At 58.5% G+C, this 16,787-nt stretch carries 10 protein-coding genes; all 10 read right to left on the minus strand.

All coding sequences use genetic code 11. The annotated features are described in order from the left end of the window. Positions 1 to 101 precede the first annotated feature (101 nt). Positions 102 to 6,644 (minus strand): T9SS type A sorting domain-containing protein, encoded by a 6,543-nt coding sequence (locus tag AB1772_04440; GenBank protein ID MEW5795591.1) that lies wholly within the window; start codon positions 6,642 to 6,644, stop codon positions 102 to 104. Positions 6,645 to 7,186: 542 nt separating this feature from the next. Further along, the gene (locus AB1772_04445; GenBank protein ID MEW5795592.1) at positions 7,187 to 8,326 is read right to left on the minus strand and encodes a hypothetical protein; all 1,140 of its coding nucleotides are present in this window, start codon (positions 8,324 to 8,326) and stop codon (positions 7,187 to 7,189) included. A gap of 77 nt (positions 8,327 to 8,403) precedes the next feature. Beyond that, positions 8,404 to 9,399, minus strand: a complete 996-nt coding sequence (locus tag AB1772_04450) for a GTPase (protein MEW5795593.1) — start codon at positions 9,397 to 9,399, stop codon at positions 8,404 to 8,406. A gap of 57 nt (positions 9,400 to 9,456) precedes the next feature. After that, positions 9,457 to 10,614, minus strand: coding sequence for a DegT/DnrJ/EryC1/StrS family aminotransferase (locus AB1772_04455; protein ID MEW5795594.1), 1,158 nt, complete (start codon positions 10,612 to 10,614; stop codon positions 9,457 to 9,459). Continuing rightward, positions 10,607 to 11,665 carry a glycosyltransferase family 4 protein gene (locus AB1772_04460; GenBank protein MEW5795595.1) on the minus strand — a complete coding sequence of 353 codons (1,059 nt, stop codon included), beginning with the start codon at positions 11,663 to 11,665 and terminating at the stop codon, positions 10,607 to 10,609. Before AB1772_04460 ends, AB1772_04455 begins: the two co-directional genes overlap by 8 nt. A 43-nt stretch (positions 11,666 to 11,708) precedes the next feature. Then, positions 11,709 to 12,818 (minus strand): DegT/DnrJ/EryC1/StrS family aminotransferase, encoded by a 1,110-nt coding sequence (locus tag AB1772_04465; protein MEW5795596.1) that lies wholly within the window; start codon positions 12,816 to 12,818, stop codon positions 11,709 to 11,711. A 9-nt stretch (positions 12,819 to 12,827) separates the two neighbouring features. Further along, positions 12,828 to 13,586, minus strand: coding sequence for a DapH/DapD/GlmU-related protein (locus tag AB1772_04470; GenBank protein ID MEW5795597.1), 759 nt, complete (start codon positions 13,584 to 13,586; stop codon positions 12,828 to 12,830). Positions 13,587 to 13,611: 25 nt separating this feature from the next. Continuing rightward, a complete protein-coding gene (locus tag AB1772_04475) occupies positions 13,612 to 14,817 on the minus strand; it encodes a Wzz/FepE/Etk N-terminal domain-containing protein (protein MEW5795598.1) in 1,206 nt (401 codons plus the stop codon). Beyond that, positions 14,814 to 16,160 carry an SLBB domain-containing protein gene (locus tag AB1772_04480; GenBank protein MEW5795599.1) on the minus strand — a complete coding sequence of 449 codons (1,347 nt, stop codon included), beginning with the start codon at positions 16,158 to 16,160 and terminating at the stop codon, positions 14,814 to 14,816. Before AB1772_04480 ends, AB1772_04475 begins: the two co-directional genes overlap by 4 nt. An 86-nt stretch (positions 16,161 to 16,246) precedes the next feature. Next, positions 16,247 to 16,787 (minus strand): hypothetical protein (locus AB1772_04485; protein MEW5795600.1); only part of this gene is annotated, 541 nt, incomplete at its 5' end.

The raw sequence follows: 16,787 nt of genomic DNA on the forward strand, positions 1-16,787 counted from the left end.
CACTCGGTTTCTTCATCCTCAAATCGAACGGCCACCCTGCCCTTGAGACAGGATGGCCGTTTCTTATATCGTCGCGTCCCGATCGGGACGGGCTGAAGGGCCTACTTGAGTAACAACATCTTCCGCGTCTGAGTGAACTGACCGGCTTCCAGTCGATACAGGTAGACACCGCTGGCGCGATCGGTGGCGTTCCACTCCACCTTGAAAACGCCCGGAGTCTCGGCCTTACCCTGGAATACCTCCACTACCCGGCCCTCGATGTTGTAGATCGTCAGCCGATACGACACCGCCTCCGGCAGAGCAAACTCGATTGTCGTCGCCGGGTTGAACGGGTTCGGGTAGTTCGGCTCGAGGCTGTACCGGCTCGGGACATTCTTCGCCACCACCGGTGCACCCTGAGCGGTCGCCAGTTCGATTGTCAAAACCTCGCCCTCGATCCCGCTGAGGAAGGCGCCTCGGAACGAGTGCATCGACGTAGCCTCGACCGGCGGAGTCACGATTATGCGCGTGACTCCGTCGCTGTACGCGTACGTCATCTCCATGCCGTCGGCCAGCAGAGTTGGGGCAACCTGGCCGCGCACCGAGACTGCCGCGCCGCCGATATCCACGCCTCCGGATACCGAGAGCACTCCGTCGTCAATCGCGTACCCGGCGGGGACGGCCGTCATGGGTGTACTCTTCGCGTACGGTACCGCGTCGCCGATGACCACCCGGATCAGGTAAACCAGGTCGGCTACCGAGAGCGCCATGCCGTCGCGGTTAACATCGGACGCCGCGATCGAGCCTTCGACATGACCGCCAAAGGCCCCGAGACCCGTAATGAAGTAGTTGGTGAACATCACAGCGTCAGCGATCTCGTAGGCAATGCCGTTAATATTGATATCACCGGGAGCGTCGATAGAATCGGCGCAGATGATGTCGATACCGCCGTTGTAGAAGTTGGCGCACCGCACCAGCTCGTACTTGTCGCTGATGTCACACTGGGGCGACGGAGCTCCGGTAAGGGTTGGCATGGTATTGTCCAGACCGGTTATGTCGCTCCACTGCACGACCGGCGGATCACCGATCTCACCCGCGTAGTCATAGACGAAGTGGGAGATGAACAGGGTATCACCGCGGACATTAGACAGTGAGTTGTCGCCGCAGTCGTACCAGACGAAGCGGATCGGCACGAACTGGCACTCGAGCGTGCGGTCATTGGATACCAGGAACGTCATCACCGCAAGCTGAGTGGACGTGCTCGAACCGGGACCGGGATCAGCCACGCCGTTATTGGTGTAGCAATCCGGGTGCACGGCGATATTGCCGCCGTTCTGTTCGGCCAGGGCCACTATCCTGAGCACGCCGGACGGACATGCGCCGGGACCGCAGTTGCCGTTGGCACCGAAGCGGTACGTGAAATACTCCCAGGCGCAGTCGGTGAAGAACTTGCCGGGATCGGCCTTCTGGAAGCTGAGCGCGCTGTTATCGTACTGAATCAGAAGATCGTAACCGGCAATCGGCCAGTTAGTCCCTACATTCATGAAATCAATGCTAACTTCGGTGTACTGGCCTTGATATTGATCATGCACTTTCTCGATAACCAGATCGAGCGACACAATATTGACCATGAAGCAGCACGTATCCGCATTCGACGGACTGCACGGTGTGCAAACAGCCGCGCTGTCGGTGGCGATCACGCAGATCTCGTGCGCTCCGGGCGTTGGGTTAGCCCAGGTGATAGCGCCCGTGCCTGCGTTGACCTGCACTCCCGCGGGTCCGCTAAGCAGATAGTAGAACAGATATGGGCCCTGGTCGGGGTCGGTTGCTGTCGCTTGAACGGACAACGGGTACCCGTAGCAGAGCACCTGCGTACCGGGGCAGGTCACTACCGGCGGATCGTTGTATACGCAGACGTTGAATTCGCACGTGTCGGCCGCGTTACAGTCATCTCTGACAATCACGCAAATCTCGGGATCGCAGATATCACGAGCGGTCGACGCGAAGGTCAGCTCGCCGGTGCTGGTGTTAAGGGTGACGCCCTGCGGTGCACCGGGACAGAGGCTGAAGGTTAACGTCTGGCCGGCGTCCGGATCACTAGCGTCGAGGTTGATCGAGTAGGACTGACCCCAGTGAATTCTCTGATCCGGCGGACAGTTGGTGAAGCTCGGGCGCGTGTTCAAGGTGTAGTCTACGTGGAAAGTACGTTCAACGTAGTTGTTGCACACATCGGCCGCCCTGATAGTGACATCGTAGGAGGCAGTCGCAGTTGGGGTCACGCACCATTGACCGTTGACTATGCTGCCTATCCCATTGGTCACTGTTATCGTGACAGCACCCTGACAATTGTCAGTGGCCGCAACAGGCAGACAGATTTGGGCCGGCGCACACTGGAAGATGGTCTGGTCGGCCGGGAAGGTCGTGAAGGTCGGGGCGGTGTTGTCGTCCACCGTTATGATCTGCGTGCAGAAGCCCTCGTTGCCACAGTAATCGGTGGCCTTGTAGGTGCGAGTAATGATATACGGACAGCCTGAGCCGCTCTGGACATCGTCCACGAAGGTCACCACCGGGTTGGGATCGCAGTTATCGATCGCCGTCACCAGCGCCGGATTCGGCTGAGGTACATCAGTTAGACACTCGACCGTGATGCCCGACGGACATGTAACCTGCGGCGGAATCTGATCATCGACAGTGATGATCTGCGTGCAGAAGGCCTCGTTTCCGCAGAAATCGGTCGCCTTGTACGTGCGAGTAATGGTCAGCGGACAGCCCTGGCCGGTCTGGACATCGCTCACAAAAGTCACGACCGGATTGGGATCACAGTTGTCGGTCGCCATCACCAGCGCCGGGTTAGGCTGAGGTACGTCGGTCAGACACTGAACGCTGATCGCCTGCGGACAGGTGATCTGCGGAGCGATATCGTCATCAACAGTGATGATCTGTGTGCAGAAGGCCTCATTGCCGCAGAAATCGGTCGCCCTATAGGTTCGAGTGATTGTCTCCGGACAGGTCTGACCGTTCGAGACATCACTAACGAAAGTCACGACCGGATTGGGGTCGCAGTTATCCGACACCACAACCAGCGCCGGATTCGGCTGCGGCACGTCGGCCACACACTGAACCGCAAGCGGCTGCGGGCAGGCGATGGTCGGCGCGGTAACGTCGTGAACAGTAATGATCTGCGTGCAGAAGGCCTCGTTGCCGCAGAAATCGGTCGCCTTATAAGTACGGGTGATCGTCACCGGGCAGTAGGAGCCGGACTGAACGTCACTCACAAATGTCACGACCGGACTGGGATCGCAGTTGTCGGTAGCTGTCACCAAAGCCGGATTCGGCTGCGGAACATCGGTTATGCATTCCACTGTCAGCGGCTGAGGACAGGTAATGCTCGGAGCCGTGTTATCATCAACTGTGATGATCTGGGTACAGAATGCCTCGTTGCCGCAGAAATCAGTCGCCTTGTAGGTGCGGATGATTGTCTCCGGACAGGACTGGCCGTTGGAGACATCACCGAGGAACACGACCATTGGATTCGGATCACAGTTGTCGCTTACGCTGACCAGCGCCGGATTCGGCTGCGGCACTAAAGTGATGCATTCCACCGAAATCGCCTGCGGACAGGTGATCTGAGGAGCGGTATTGTCGTCCACCGTTATGATCTGCGTGCAGAACGCCTCGTTGCCGCAGAAATCAGTCGCCTTGTAGGTACGCGTGATCGTCTCCGGACAGGTCTGGCCATCGGAGACATCGCTTACAAACACAACTGTCGGATTCGGATCGCAATTGTCGGTGGCGGTCACCAGCGCCGGATTCGGCTGTGGCACCAGGGTTATGCACTCAACCGATATCGGCGCCGGACAGGTGACTTGCGGGGCGGTGATATCGTCAATGGTAATTGTTTGAGTGCAGTACGCCACGTTTCCGGCGGCATCGGTCGCTTTATATGTACGAGTTATGATCTCCGGACAAGTCTGACCGTTGGAGACATCGTCGACAAACACTACCACTGGCGACGGATCGCAGACGTCGAATACGGTCACCAGCAGCGGATCGGGCTGCGGAACTTGTGTGAGACACTCGACAAAAATCGGGTTCGGACAGGTAATCTGCGGCGGAGTGGTGTCCGGGGGAGTGCTTATTGTCTGCACGCAACTGGCCTGGTTGCCGCACTCGTCGGTGGCCGTCCAGGTCCGCGTGATAGCTCCGCCGTTCTGATAATCAGAGTAAGTGATCGTAATGTTGCCGGGGGCCGAGCAGTTATCGGTAGCCGTCGCGTAACCGGTATTGGACGGATCGCTCGATTCGCCGCAGTAGATTGTGGTGTTTGGCGGACAGGTGATTACCGGCGGCGTGGTGTCGTCAACCGTGATGGTCTGCGTGCAGGTACCCACGTTGCCGCAGGCATCGGTCGCCTTGTAGGTCCGGGTGATGATCTTAGGACAGGTTCCGGGGGCGATCTGATCGCTCAGCCATGCGATTACCGGATTCGGATCGCAGTTGTCAGTCGCCGAAACCAGCGCCGTGTTGGGAGCCGGGACATCGGCGACACACTGCACCGTGATATCCGCCGGGCAGGTCACCGACGGCGGCGTGGTGTCATCAATGATGATAAGCTGGGTGCAGGTAGCATAATTGCCGCAGGCATCGGTGGCCTTGTAAGTGCGGGTGATAGTCTCAGGGCAAGTCTGGCCGTCGGAGACGTCGCTCACGAAAGTAACCACCGGCGCGGGATCGCAGGCATCCGTGGCCACCACCAGAGCCGGGTTCGGAGCCGGAACCAGGCTCGCACACTGGACCGTGATCCACTGCGGACAGGTTATGGATGGCGCCTGGGTGTCAATTACCGTGATCACCTGCGAGCACGACGATGAATTCCCGCAGTCATCGGTCGCGGTCCAGGTCCGCGTCAGCGTGTACTGCTGAGCGCAGGAACCGGGAGTAGTCGACGAGGTCATCGTGATCGTAGGCGTGGGATCGCAGTTGTCAGTGGCCGTCGGCGTGGCCGGCGCCGGAACGGCGTCGCACTGCACGGTCACGTTGCTCGGACAGCCGGACAGCACCGGAGCCGTATTGTCTTCAACATTGATGGTCTGAGTACACTGAGCCCTGAGCGTGCCGTTGGCATCGTACGCCTTCCACAGACGCGAAATCGTCTTCTCCTGCGGGCAGGCGCCCGGTGTCTCGGAATCGACATAAGAGAAACTTATGGGAAGCGGGCAGGTACCGGACGTAGTGAAGGTGGGCGTGCCTGTATAAATGGGATCAGTTGACTGATTGCACTCCCTGGTCGCGGTAGGTGGACAAGTGAGAGACACCTGGCAACAATCCGACGCGTACACCGTATTCGTAGCGTAATTGCAACAGTAGTCGCCGTTGCATCCGTTCTCGGTATTACAAGCCTGGATGCTGATCGTGACAGGATTTCCCGCCGTAGCAGTCACCGTGTAAGTGATCGAATTCGTCCCCTGGCCGCTTGTTATGGTACCCCCTGTTACAGTCCAGAGGTAGCTGTCCGCGCCGGCCGGAACCGAGCAAGTGAACGAGGCGCCGGTACAGTACGGACCCGCGCTGCAAGTCATCGTGACATCAGGCGGCAGACAGATCACACCTTTCTGAATGGACCTGTTAGCCATGCCGCCGGAGCCGTCTACTTCGCCGGCCGCCGTGTGATACGGAGCACCGCTGATTGAGCCGGCTCCCATGCCAAGACCCCAGCCTGCCGGGACACCGTGCGCAAGATGGCCGCCCCAGAAGAAGCCGACGCTTCCATTGGCAATTACGTCGAATGTAATCGTTACCGAAAGCTCACGGTTGCTGGCAGTCCCGCCGATGGAGTAAGTGCTTATTGACACGTTGCTTACGTTATATGCATATAGGCTGCCAGGGCCATCGATCGGAAATGACGGATTGATAATAGCGGACAACTCGGGAGGAACCGGGCCTGAATAGCTGGAGGCCAACCGTGGGTCTCGAAGCGGGGCTACCGCAATCGGTGTGGCGCAGTCGGCCGGGGCTGGCTGGGAGGTTGAACTGCATTCACCACCCACAGTCACGATTGGTCCGGCCTCAGACAAATTGTACTGCGCCATGTAATCGAGAGCGTGAATTCCACCCTTGGTTGCCTCAAAGTCGATTCTGAAGGTGTGCGTGGTACCGGCGTTAAGGCCAAGAATAAAGAACCGGTACGGCACTGCGTTCGCCTCGGCGTAACATGAGTTGCTTCCATTGATGTCGCCGTTAGCCCACTCTGGACTGTTGGAAGGAGTACCGTTCTGCAGTTGGTGGAATTTCGTATTGGCCAGGAGGAATGAGGTTGTGGCTGCATATCCCGACAGGTCGCCGACAGCGGTCAGTTTCAACTGAGTGCCGGGCGCCAGTACGCCGGCCATAGTCCAGTTGGTTATGAAACCCTTCAGCTCGCCGACACCGGGGCGTTCAAAACCGACACCAGTGCCTGTATCAAGGGTACCGGTCCCGCTGGCAATCACCGACCAGGCGGAGGTGATTCCCGACGGCAACGGGGAGCCGTCAGGGAAAGTGACTCTCAGTCGAACCGTTTCGTTGGCATAGAAGTTCGATCCGGCGATTGTCACCAGTGAACCCGGGTCATAAGCGAGTGAATCAGTCTGGACCGAGGCGGCAAACGCCGAAGCACTTGCGCACAAACTCCCAACCACAAGAACGACCACAAAAAGCCATCGGGTCGATCCGGAGTAATTTTGCTGGTTAGAGTGAGAGTTGAACGCAAACCGGAAAGGTTTGGGCTGATGCATGGGCACTCCGTGTTACTCTGTTAAGTAGGTTACCTGTTTTCTCGTCCAATAAAAACGGGAAACCCGCACCACACGCACATATTACGGTGGTCCGGACTTCCCGGTGATATCAGCAAATACGATCACAACTTGCCTTGATCAGTTTAGTCGATAAAAAGCTGCCTGCAAGACGCAATAATTGATGGTTAATATTATCAAGCGAATGTCATAATGTCAAGCCCTATTTGCACTTTACGGGAACTTTTTTCCAATTCGAAGAAGCGTCTGCGGGTTTTCGGTATTACGACTGCATAAATAACGAGGACTCCCACGGTGCGGCAGCCTTCGAATGGATAACACATTGCTACACAATATGTTAAAGCCTTGAGACCCTTGACGGAGAGAGCAGCAAACTTGGAGCGGATTTATCTTCATTATTAATAATGAAGATAGAATTAGTCCGTTTTATCTGCTGGGGCGGGTTGTTCTGCCGGTTCGTTGATCGGTTCGTCTTTGAAAAAGAGGGACTCTTCCTCGGCGATCGAGTATCGGTCCTTGATGTATTTCAAGGCCACATACCCGCGTGCCTGCCCCGCAGCAACAACGGCCAGCGAATAGCCGAGAACCGACAAAAGCACTAGGAATAGCATGAACCCAGTTACGTAAGAGATCGCTGAATCGGTCCGGTATCCTACTGCCTCCCAAAGACCTACGCCGAAGGGAACACCTGGGAAAACATTGAAAGTCTCACGGACCAAGTCTGATCGAACTGGCAAATGCGCCAGACCGGACTGGGCCAGCCTCGTCAAGCGCTCTCCCCCGCCGAGCGCCGCCGCCCACACCAGGAACTGAATGGCCCGGAAGGCGAAATAGGCGTAGATAAACCCGCAGAATTTGGCGGCCACAAGAGAGTAGGCGGTATATCCGAACCAGCGGGCCGGCTGCAAGATGATAGTGGAGAAGGTCTCCAGAATGGCGGTGAAGGTCTCCCCTCGACGTTCCGCCGCAGCCACCGCCGGCAGTAGTGGCACCGTGAGCACCAGGACGAAAACAATGAAAATAGCAAACAGGGCGATTATGAAATTCGGCACCGCCAGGAGGACAACGAACAACCACTCGCCTATCAACGGGAGTCGAGAAACCAGACCGAGCAAGGCAAACAGCAACACGATCACGCCGACAAAGGCCAGTATCGATAGCTCAGACAGGAAGATCTGGGGGAGGCGTTTCCAGGCAAACCGGATGGCCTGTCCGGGCGACATGAACCGATTGCCCCTGATCGCTTCGATATTGATCGCTGAAACGGCGAAAAAACCGAGCATCAGCGTCATCACGGCCAGCGCTACGCCGAGCCAGTAGATGACAACCGGTATCCCCGAAAGCAGGTACAGTATCTCGAACGGGAAGAAACCGAATGCGGAGACCGACTGTGGCAGCGGCTCGCCCGCGAATACGAGGGCTACATAAGTTACAATGTCGTAAACCACCAGCGCCACGAGCAGCGCCAGGCTCATAAGCAGAATCTGTTTGGCGGACAGGGCCGCGGCAGGTGCGCGGAGAACGTCCCGGAAATCGAAATGGGGCGTCGCTTCCATGCCCTAAGGTGACCTTGGAAGTGTCTCAATGTCAAGCATTTATTGAATCGTGAGAATCGCCCAACAACCCTCCGGGATCAGATGTGAAACTCGACTATATCCCCGTCGGTCAACACATAGTCGGATTTCACCCGCTGACCGTCGAACTTCCCCTTGCCCCACACTTTGGCGAATTTCAGCTTCTGGCCGAAGTCCTTGTGAATGACGTTGGCAGCATCTTCAACCGTACCGCCGAGCGGCAACACCACCGGATCGTTCGGGTCTACCTCCTTGCCTATCTGTTTGGTGTAGACCCGCATGATCTCCAGGGCCTCGAAAATCGCCCGCTTGAGGTGGTCCAGACTGGAGTCATCGAGTATCGATGTCGGCACGATCCTGAAACCGCCGAAACGTGCGGCCAGAGCGGCGAGCCTTTCGACCGAACCATCCTCAAACGCCTTGTGCGCGCATATAATTGTCTTCTGATACTTAAATCGGGGATCCTCCGGCGCAGAATCAATCTTCGGCTGCAACACAATGTGTTTTTCCTCGAGTGTGCGGATGACAGTATCTGTATTCTCGATTAACTGTGCGTCGGTCAGATCACACACGAGCAACACCAGGTCGGCGTTACGGATTAGGTTGCCGAGATAGTTTTCGTAATGATCGCTCGAAATAGGCGGGGTGTCGATAAGTTGAATTTGGATACTCTCGAAGGGCATCATCCCGGCCAGCGGCTCGCGAGTGGTGTACGGATAGTCGCCGACTGCCGGATGGGCATGGGTCAGTACGTCCACCAGCGACGATTTCCCTGTGTTGGGCGGCCCGATCAGGATGACCTGCCCGGCTCCCTCGCGCTCGACGAAGTCGTGGGCGGTCACCTGCCGGGTGCCGCTGACTCTCCTGGGCGCCTCGACCATCTTTCGCAGCTTGGCGATTTTGGTCTTCATGTCGGCCTGGAGATGGTCGGTCCCCTTGTGCTTGGGCATGATCCTCAGAAGTTCTTCCGCGAGGCGCAGACGCTCCCTGGGGTCTTTCTCCTTGGCGAACTCGCGTTCCAGCTCGTAGTACTGGGGTGGCAGATTAGCCGGCATAAGGCATTAATAATGCCCACTGCGATTTGAGACAAGTGAAGTGTCAGGGAGGAGAAATCAGCGACGATACTTCAGAACAATATCGCGCACGGCATCGCAGACGCGATCCACCTGGGCCGTGGTCAAATGCGGATACATCGGCAAACTGACCACCCGCTTGCCGGCGTAAGCGGCGTTGGGAAAGAACTGCGGCGTGAACCCGAGACTGCGATAAAAGCTCATTTCGAACAGCGGCTTGTAGTGTACGCCGCAATCAATGCCGGCCTCGGACATGAGCGCCACAAACCGGGCACGGCCAATTCGCAGGCGAGAAAGGTGGAGCCGAATAATATACAGATGCCACGAATGGGTGAATCCGGGTTTGACAATCGGAGGCGCCACGTATTCCGAAAGACTTCGCAGATTCCTACAATACCGCTCAGCAAGTTTTTGGCGCTGGGTCTGGCGTGCGGCGAAAGAGGATAGTTGTCCGAGGCCAATCGCCGCGTGCACATCGGTGAGATTCGCCTTGAGACCTGGCCCGAGCACGTCGTAATCCCAGCGGCGCGCTTTCTTTCGCTCATAGGCGTTGCTGGTCGTGGCGTGCTGTGATAACAGCCGCACCCGCTCGGCCACCGGCTGATGGTGGGTCAGCACCATACCGCCGTCGGCAGTGGTCAGATTCTTGGTCGCCTGGAATGAATGCACGGCGACATCGACTACCCGCGCGACCGCTTTGCGCCCGACAGTCGCGCCGAGGGAATGAGCCGAATCGGAGATAATCGGCAGACGGCGTTTCGCGCTGATGGCCTGCAGTTCGGGATAATCGGCCGGATGTCCGGCCATATCCACGGGCATGATACACAATGTGCGGGGCGACACTTTCCGGGTGACCTCGTCAGGATCGATATTCAGCGTGACCGGATCAATGTCGGCCAGAACCGGCATCGCGCCTGTGCGGATAATCGCCGCCGCCGTAGCGGCAAACGTGAACGAGCTCGTGATCACCTCACGACCCGGGCCCGCGCCGAGGGCCTCCAGTGACGCCTGCAGGCCGGTCGTGGCCGAACTGACCGCGACCGAGTATTTGGCACCGGTCAATGCAGCGATTGACCGCTCGAACTCGGCCGTTTTCGGACCGGTGTTCAGCCATCCTGACTCGAGCACTCCCCGCACCTGGCGCCAGACATCGGGCGGCAGCTTGATACTGAAAAGCGGGATGCGTTCTTCAGCCACGAATTACGCTTTCGTATAACGCCGTCATCTGATCCACACAGTCTTCCCAGCGATAGTTCCGGCCGACATGAAGGTGCGCGGCAATTCCCATTTTCTCGATCCTGTCGCGATCACACCCCAGCCGAACAATCGCTTCGGCCAGGGCCTCCGGGTCGCCGGGCGGAACCAAAAGACCGGTTTCACCATCGCGTATGACTTCAGGCACGCCGCCGATATTGCTCGCAATAGACGTGCGGCCGCACGCGGCTGCCTCGAGAACCGCGACGCCAAATGACTCCGACTCCATCACCGAGGGCATGATCATCACGTGGTGCGCCTCAAGCAGCGAATATATCCGCTTATTGGGCACCAATCCAACGAAATCGACATGGGCCTCCAACCCCAGTTCTGCGGTCAGCGTTCTCAACGCCGGCGTCATCTCCCCCTCGCCAGCCAAAGTCATCCTCACATCCGGAATCGCACCGCGCACGCGTGCGAGCGCCCGCAGCAGAATATCGGGTCCGTATTTGGGGCGGTGCGCCTTGATGAAACAGAGTTTCAGCGGAAGAGGTGGCAGAGGCGCAGGAGTGTCGGGTACATTTACTCCGAAAGGGATGACGGTGATTCGCGGCCCCGTTTCAGGGCGGAGCTGGATACAAGTTTGCCGCAGATACTCGCTCGTGGCGGTAATCCTGTTGGCCCCTCCGAGAAGCGTCTGAATGCTGAGACCCACGATTGGCTTGCGGGGTAGATCGATAACGTCCGCTCCCCAGACCGACACGACCAGCGGCGCAAACCTGCAGTTTGCCCCCCAGAATCCGAATCCGCCCGCATAGTGAACATGCACCAGGTGAGGGCGGAATTCGCGAGCCAGTTTGACAGCCGTGAAGACGTAGGCTATGTAGGAGAACCTGCCGCGCCGGGGCAGCACAAATGTCTCCACGCCGGGCACCGGTTTCCCTCCCAGGGAGATGAGACGAATATTCCAACCTCTATCGGCCAGTGCGCGGGTCCACCGCTGGACATGGGCCGATTCAGCCCAGCCGAATATGACCACGCGCCACGGCCTCAAGGATACTCCCCGGAAACCAAGGGTAGATCTGGTAGTACGCGCATCATTCCGCGGCCAGGCGACGCACCGTCGCGATCACGTCCTGTTGCTCCTCGGGTGTCATTTCAGGGTAAATCGGGATCGAGAACACCTGTGCGGCGGCCTTATTGGAAGCAGGAAAATCATCGGAGGCGTAATCCAGATGCGCGAAGCATTTCTGGCTGTGGAACGGCAGTGGATAATAGATGCAGTTGCCGATCCCGGCCTGGTTGAGGCCGTTGACGATCTGATCGCGGCGCGGCGACGCCAACGTATACTGGTTGAAGATGTGGAAGGTCGAGTACGGTTTGACCTCGGGGACTCGCAGGTTAGGCACACCGGCGAAGGCCTCGCTGTAAATCCGGGCGTGTTCGATTCGTTTCTTGGACCAGTCATGCAGGCGCGGGAGTTTGACCAGCAGCAGCGCCGCCTGGATCGTATCCAGGCGCGAGTTGTAGCCGATCACATGATGGAAATACTTTGGGTTTTCGCCGTGGACGCGAAGGGAACGGCAGTCTTTCTCCGCCTGGTCGCTGTTCGTCACAATCATACCGCCGTCGCCGCAGGCACCGAGGTTTTTCGACGGATAGAACGAGAAACATCCGAGATCGCCGATCGAACCGGCTTTGCGCCCCTTGTACTCGGCGCCTATCGCCTGCGCGGCGTCCTCGACCACTTTGATATTCCGCCTGCGGGCGATCTCCATAATCGGGTCCATATCCGCAACCTGACCGAACAAATGCACCGGCATGATGGCGCGGGTGCGGGGCGTGACGGCGGCCTCGATCAGATTCGGATCGACATTGTAAGTGTCGGGTTCGATATCGACAAACACCGGCCGCGCACCCAGACGCGATACTACCCCAGCGGAAGCAAAAAACGAAAAATCGCTGGTGATGACCTCGTCACCGGGCTTCACGCCGACCGCGCGGAGCGCGATCAGGAGAGCATCGGTGCCGGAGGCGCACCCGATGGCATGTTTCACGCCGCACAGTTGAGCGATCTGCTGTTCCAACTGCTGCACTTCGGGACCAAGAATAAACCGCCCGTGCTCGAGCACCCGCAGCACGGCCCGGTCCATTTCCGGTTTGAGTTGTTCGTATTGCCGATGCAGATCCAGGAGCGGAACAGCCATACCCTATCCTCAGTCTTTCCAATTCTGATTTTCGAGCAGTTGTTCGGGGGAAACGTCGCGGAACACACTGGCGGGAACCCCGGCCACGATCTTGCGAGCCGGCACGTCTTTGGTGACCAGCGCGCCGGCTGCCACCAGTGCGTCCTCGCCGATCGTAACACCGGGAAGTATCGTGGCGTTGATTCCTATCCGCCCTCCCTTCTTCACGGTGACGCCTTTAAAGTGCTTGAAGCGCTCCTCGGTGCGGCCGATAAAATTGTCATTCGAGGTTGCCACGCAGGGCGCGATAAAGACACGGTCCTCAAGTTCGGAGTAGGCCGTGATGTAGGCGTTGGTTTCGAGTTTGACGTATCGCCCGATCCGGCAGTAGTTCTCGATCGCGACACCCCGTCCGACAATCGTGAAGTCACCCACGGTCACGTTTTCGCGGATAGTTGCCAGGTCGGCCACGAGCACCTTGCGACCCAGTTCGCAGCCGGCATAAATAACGGCCCCCGTTCCTATAATGCAGTTCGCGCCAATTTTCGCCGAAGCGAGCTGCAGCTCTTTTGTGACTGCGGAATTGGCGGCGCGCATCGGCTGCTTGCCGATAACGGCGTGATCATCGATCCGCACCTGCCCGCCGATTACGGTTCCATCGTGAATCACCACACCTTGGCCGATTTCGCATCCCTCGCCGACCACGACATTATCGCCAATTCGGCAGAAATCGCCGACCCGGCTGTTTTCTCCGATACGCGCGGACTTTGATATGATGCTGCTTGCCACTTATGTATTCCGATCGGCTTGGATGCTACTTCGAACCGGAACGCCTGAAACCGGGGAGCCAGCCGAAGAAAGCCCCCGCAAACGCCATCAGCCGGGCGTAGTCCTGCGGCTGCTTTTCCTTCATGCGTGCCACGAACTCCAGCCAGGCCCCGAGGAATATCGATCCTATCAGAGCACAAATGAATGCCGCCAGCACGATAATCGTTCTCTGGGGTCGACTTCGGACATCCGGCACGCGCGGCCAGTCGAGCACGGCGATAGTCGGACTGTTTTCCTGCTCTTGTATGCGCGCCTGCTCGTACAGTTCCAGCAGCGTCTGGTAGAGTGATTCGCTCACTCGCACGCGGGCATAAAGCGATTCAAATCTCCCCTTGAGGCCGGGGATAGCCGAAATGGGCACCGAGAAGAACGAACTATCCCTAACCCCGCCCCACTCCAGCGCCGCCAACTGCTGATTGATGAGCTTGAGACGCTCCCGTTTTTCTACCAGGCTCGGATGCTGGTCGCCCAGCACTCGGCGGTTCATGCTGATATCCAGTTCCAGGTTGGCCTGGTCGACTTTGAGTTCCACCGCCTGGTTGAGCGCCATGCGAGCCTGTTCATCCAGGTTCACCGAACGATATTCGATCTGGAATAGCTCCAGTTGCTGGCGGGCCGAATCGAGCTGCGCGCGCACCTCGGCCAGACGTGCCTCGATGAACTCACGCTTCTCCCTCGCCGATGTCGACAGTAGCTGACGATTCAGATCAACTAGCTCCTGCACATAGGCCGTGGCCATATCGGCGGCGACCTGGGGATCGCGGTCCTCGACAGAAATGCTCAACAGGCCTTCATCGGTGACACCAACACTGGTGTGGTCATCGAGGATGAGATACACGGCGGTCGTGTTCGAAGCCCCGTATCGCTCCATGAGTTGAAACTTCTCGATAATCTTGTCCGACACGCGCCGACTTCGCAACATGCGGGCATAAACATCGTTGGGCGTGACCAGTCCGGGGAGTCGTATGCCGCCGGTGTAAGTGGCGATTTCCGTCAGTTCGGACAAACCCCCGCGTGTCGATTCGTCGGGCGGCGGCAGCAGTAGCGCGGTGGCGGTATACCACTCCGGGAGAATCAGGGACACTATCACCGCTGCGATTGTAACGATAAGAATGAGCGTGAAGATAAGCCCCCGCCGCCGGGCCAACAGCTCCAGGAACACCCACAAGTTACTGCGCGACTCGGAGGTCATCGTTCACGCTCCGGCGCCATGACATTCACCCGGTCGCCGTCACTCACCGGCGCCCGGTCCATCACCGGCCGCGTCAGCCCTGTGACGTGGTCGTATACTTCGAGCATGGGCCGGCCGTCAACCTCGATATATCCTCCGGCCTGCGCTATCAGTTCGGCCGCGGTCAGCCCGGAAGTGTGCGGATACAGGCCCGGTCGGACAACCGCCCCCGAGATTTCGACAAACCCCATCCTCAAAGGCATGAACACCGAGTCATCGGGTCTCAGGTTAAACTTCTGCACCTGATCCGGCGGCACTGAGATGGGAAATCGACGAATGGCAGTCGACGTGAACATTTCCATCGGCGCGGTTCGGAAAACAGCGAGGCGCTCGGAGTTGGCGGCCGGTGTCGGTCCACCGGCGCGGGAAACCAGATCGGCCACCGTAATCGAGCTGTCCCAGGCGATTCGCGTCCCAGACGCTTCCACCGCGCCGGCGATCACTACTTCCTGCGCGGCGGCCGCAGCCGCAGACAACGGCACGAAGATCTGATCGCCGGGGTGAATGCCGCCGGGTTGATGGATGTTCCGCGAGCGGTCATTAACGGCGAAAGCGGCAGCGGTATCGGCTCCGGTTCTGGTGCCTCCGACCAGCGCCACGAGCTCGGCGAATCCCTCACCGGGGAGCATCTCCACCGCTCTGGAATACACAACCTCGCCCATGACCGTCACCGGCGTTTGGGCCAACTCCGGCACAAACACCTTCTTGCCGCCATACAAGTATGGGTTGAATCCTGTGCGATCCGTGTAGGTAGCAAGATCGAGATCGACCTCGATGTCTTTGGGACCGCCCCGCAGATGTATGCGCCTCCGGGACCCTCCCTCGGCGATACCGCCCGCCGAGTCTATTATTTCGCGCACCCGTTGCGACGTATAGCCAACATAGACACCGGGCCTGTTCACCATGCCGAACACCTGCATCACAACCGGGTAGATCGATCCCACGGATATCACTATCTGGTCGGCATGAAAGAGCGAATCCAATCGTCTGGTGAGCACTTCACGGGCCTGCCGTAGGTTCATCCCCGAAAGGTCTATCACGCCCAGCCCGCTGTGCACCACCTGACCCTCCGGGTTGACGTTCAGGACCATGCCGGGGAGATTGACATCGATAAAGGTAACCTCGAGTCGTTCTCCGGGGCGGATCAGATAGCGGTCCGGGTTGATCGGCTCGTCGAACGGCCGTACCCCCACTGTAGCATACGCCGTATCAAGTCTGATTTGCGCAGTAACTGGGGACGAAAACAGAATGCATGAAACGACCATCAGGCCGTAGAAGACAATTGGGCGCAAACGCGAATTCACTGTACCTCAATACCTTGCCGTCGAAAAGGGGAGCATAGCCTCGACCGTCGCCGTTGTCAACCGGTATGATCGGAGGAGACCGGAGATCAGCGATCGACCTCGGTCATGTCCGGTTCGGTCTGCTCCACCGCGCTCTGCCGCTCGCCGTGGTGTTCGCGGTAAGCCACCGCCGCCTTCACGAAATCCCTGAAGAGCGGGTGGGGCCGAAGCGGGCGCGACTTGAGCTCCGGATGGAACTGCACCGACACAAACCAGGCGTGGTCCGGAACTTCTACTATTTCGACCAGGCGGGAATCAGGCGATGTACCCGAGAGCAGCATCCCGTGGCCGGTGAGCATCTCCCGGTACGAGTTGTTCAGCTCATACCGGTGACGGTGGCGTTCGGAAATCCGGTCGGCGCCGTAGGCGGCGTGCGCCCGGCTGCCCGGCGTCAGCACACACGGGTAGGCGCCAAGACGCATCGTACCGCCGAGCTCGGTGACCCCCTCCTGGTCGGCCATCAGGTGGATCACCGGATGCTTCAAGTCGCGGTAGAACTCGAAGCTGTGGGCATCCTCCAGACCGCAGACATTACGCGCATACTCGATTACTGCACACTGCATCCCCAGGCAAATACCCAGGAATGGC

It is taken from the genome of Candidatus Zixiibacteriota bacterium (genome assembly GCA_040752815.1).
Taxonomy (GTDB): Bacteria; Zixibacteria; MSB-5A5; order GN15; family FEB-12; genus JAGGTI01.

Bases quoted from the DNA above. Each gene is read 5' to 3' on its own strand.
- AB1772_04445 (MEW5795592.1), bottom strand. From the start codon at position 8,326: ATGGAAGCGACGCCCCATTTCGATTTCCGGGACGTTCTCCGCGCACCT.
- AB1772_04450 (MEW5795593.1), bottom strand. From the start codon at position 9,399: ATGCCGGCTAATCTGCCACCCCAGTACTACGAGCTGGAACGCGAGTTC.
- AB1772_04465 (MEW5795596.1), bottom strand. From the start codon at position 12,818: ATGGCTGTTCCGCTCCTGGATCTGCATCGGCAATACGAACAACTCAAA.
- AB1772_04475 (MEW5795598.1), bottom strand. From the start codon at position 14,817: ATGACCTCCGAGTCGCGCAGTAACTTGTGGGTGTTCCTGGAGCTGTTG.